This window comes from Variovorax sp. RCC_210, assembly GCF_041355175.1.
Lineage (GTDB): Bacteria > Pseudomonadota > Gammaproteobacteria > Burkholderiales > Burkholderiaceae_C > Variovorax.
The window spans coordinates 1-2,906 of sequence record NZ_JBFUPJ010000037.1 but is presented as its reverse complement, the minus strand read 5'-3'; the positions used below and the strand labels follow the sequence as shown (position 1 = coordinate 2,906).

The following is a 2,906-nucleotide window of genomic DNA, read 5'->3' as shown; positions in this document are numbered from 1 at the left end:
GTAATAGTCCGCTCAAGGCCGTCGTTGACGGCCGGGTGCTTTATGGCGTGATGTCGGCCACGTGCTGGAGCAGGCCGAAGCCCACGCGCCAGGCCCGGCCGTCGCAGTGAACGGTGGCTGTGCGCTGGTTGAGGCGCTTGATCTCTCCGACCTGACGTTTGAGGCTTTGGTCGACGAAGCTGACGCGCTGGCCGACACGGAAGTCCTCCTTCCTGTTGATCTCCGGCGGCGGCCTCAGCGGCGCCGCAGGCGCCGCTGAAGCTGATCTGGCATTCGAAGCATTCGGCTGTTCCTCCGCCGGCACGATGGCCGCATACAGCACGTTCAGGCGCTCTTTGCTCTGCTCGTCGACCAGCGTGGCTTGGCGGTCTTTCATGGCCACGATGCGGGCCCTGCGCAGGTTGCCAGTGCCCCAGTCCCAGTACTGCACCAGTTGGCCCATGTGCAGCTGCGAGCGCGCTTGCACGATGCGTCGGGGGTCGGCCATGAGTTGCTCGATGACCCAGCTGAGCTGGTACAGCTCGGCGCTGGTGGCCATGGGAAGGTCTTTGATCTGCTCGACACGCATGTCGGCAATTTTGCCAGCGGCAACGCTCAGGCCGCGAGCTTGTCTGCCGTCGCTGATGTCGTGGGCGTAGCCTTGACGAGCTCACTGGCGACGGCCCACGGCAGTAGCTCGTCGATGCGGTTGCTCGGGTGGTCAGCAATGCGCTCGAGCACGTGTCGCAGGTAGGCCTGTGGGTCAATTCCGTTGAGCTTGGCGCAGCCGATCAGCGTGTAGATCACTGCAGCGCTGCTGCCGCCGGCGTCGGAGCCGAGGTGCAGGTAGTTCTTGCGTCCGATAGCGACGCCGCGCAGCGCGCGCTCGGCAGCGTTGTTGTGCGCCTCGATGCGGCCGTCGTCAACGAAGCGCGTCAGCGCCGTCCAGTTGCTCAGCGAGTACCCGATCGCCAGCGCCATCGGCGACTTTGCCGAGACCTGCGCTAGCGTTGTGTTGAACCACTCCCTCAATTCATCCAGCATGGGACCAGTGTGCTCCTGGCGAACCCGCATTCGCTCATCCGGCGTCTTGCCGCGGATGTCGGCCTCGACGCCGAACACCTTGCCGATGCGCTGTAACGCCTGGTGCGCCAGCGTTCCGGCCAGCTTGTGCTGACGCTCGTGGATGTCCCACACCTTGCGGCGTGCATGGCTCCAGCAAGCCGCCTCGACCACACGGCCGTCTTCGTACAGCGGGTGGTAGCCAGCGAAGGCATCCGCTTGCAGGATTCCCTTGAAGTGCCTTAGGTGACGAACGGGGTGTTCGCCCTTGCGGTTCACCGAGTATTGGAACCACACCGCCGGCGGCGCTGTGTCGCCGCTGGGGCGGTCATCCCTCACGTACACCCACAGGCGCCCGGTGCGGGCCTTGGCGCCCGCACCGCCGAGCACGCGGATCGGCGTGTCGTCGCCGTGGACCTTATCGGCCGCCACCACGTAGCGGCCGATCGCTTCGGCCAGCGGGCTCAGCAGGCGTGCCGCCTGCGCTACCCAGTCCGCCAGGGTCGAGCGCTGCAGTTCGACGCCTTCACGGCTGTAGATCTGGCACAGCCGGTACAGGGGCGTGTGGTCGCAGTACTTGCTCACCAGCACATGCGTGAGCAGGCCGGTGCCGGCCATGCAGCGGTCGATCGGCCGACTCGGCGCCGGTGCCTGCATGATCGTGCTGCAGGCCGCGCAAGCGAGCTTGGGGCGAACGTGGCGCACGACGTGGAAGGTGCCCGGCTCGTAGTCGAGTATCTCCGAGACGTCCTGTCCGATCTCGCGAAGGCCGCGGCCACAGGCTTCGCAGTTGCAACCGCTTTGCGGAGTGTGCACCACAGTGCGCCGTGGCAGGTGATCCGGCAAGTCCCGTACACCGGTGCGCTGTCGCTTCTGCCGCTTCTTGCGAGCCTGCTCGATGGACGTGACGTTGGAGGGATGATCGGCGCCTTCAGCGGGCACCGCCGGCTGCGCGAGTTGACCGCCCACGAGCTCAAGCTGCGCGTGCTCGAGCTGTTCGCTGGAGCGCCCGTACTTCATGCGCCGCAGGTACGCCACCTCGACCTTGAGCTTCTCGACGGTCAGCAGTGCAATCTTCAATGCCTCTTGCGAGCGCTGTACCTCGCCGCTAAGAGCGGCGTTGGCAACCAGCAGTTCCTCGAAGGTCATGGGGTGCGACTGTGCCTGTCGTCACCCATTTCCACAGCGGGAGTTGCCCTGTCAACTGCAGAAGGCCGCCTATGCTGCCGCGCGCGGCTGCCAGGTACGCTCGGGCCGTCGCCAGTCGATGCCTTCGAGCAGCATCGACAGCTGTGCAGCGCTCAGCGAGATCGAGCCCGTTTCTGCCTGCGGCCAGATGAAGCGGCCACGCTCCAACCGCTTGGCCAGCAGGCACATGCCATCGCCGTCACTCCACAGCAGCTTGACGAGATCGCCTCGGCGACCGCGGAAGACGAAGACATGACCGCCGTACGGGTCCTCGCTCAGCGCGGTCTGTACCTTCGCCGCCAGCGTGTCCATGCCGCAGCGCATGTCCGTCACACCGGCGGCCAGCCACACCCGAGTGCCAGCGCGCGGGCCGATCATTCGCTCTGGCGCAGCGCGCGCAGGACACGGCGCAGGCTGTCTTCGTCGACCGGCCCGCGCAAGCGCAACTGGGCGCCGGCGAACTCCAACTCAATAACGCCGCTGCGCAGAGCCGACCTCGGTGGCGCCACAGCATGCTCGCCTGACGCGGGAACCGTCATGACCTCGGCCGCCGGCGCGACAGTCACCGGCAACAGTACAGCCGCCGACGCGCCGCCAGCAGCCCGAAGATGCTCCCTGCGCCACTTGAACAGCATGTTGGCGTTGACGCCGCCGTGCAGCGCGATTGCCGACACGGA

Annotated in this window: 4 protein-coding genes; all 4 read right to left on the bottom strand. The window is 66.5% G+C overall.

Annotated features, from left to right (window positions below):
* Positions 1 to 40: 40 nt before the first annotated feature.
* On the bottom strand, positions 41 to 538 hold the full coding sequence (locus AB6807_RS39285) for a hypothetical protein (protein WP_371088797.1): 498 nt from the start codon (positions 536 to 538) through the stop codon (positions 41 to 43).
* Between the two features lie 56 nt (positions 539 to 594).
* Positions 595 to 2,175 (bottom strand): IS66 family transposase, encoded by a 1,581-nt coding sequence (locus AB6807_RS39280; protein WP_371088798.1) that lies wholly within the window; start codon positions 2,173 to 2,175, stop codon positions 595 to 597.
* Between the two features lie 84 nt (positions 2,176 to 2,259).
* Entirely contained in the window at positions 2,260 to 2,607 is a 348-nt protein-coding gene (gene tnpB, locus AB6807_RS39275; protein ID WP_116914203.1) for an IS66 family insertion sequence element accessory protein TnpB, read from the bottom strand.
* The coding region (locus AB6807_RS39270) for an IS66 family insertion sequence element accessory protein TnpB (RefSeq protein WP_371088796.1) at positions 2,604 to 2,906 on the bottom strand (303 nt) is incomplete at its 5' end. The genes AB6807_RS39270 and tnpB, both read right to left, overlap by 4 nt.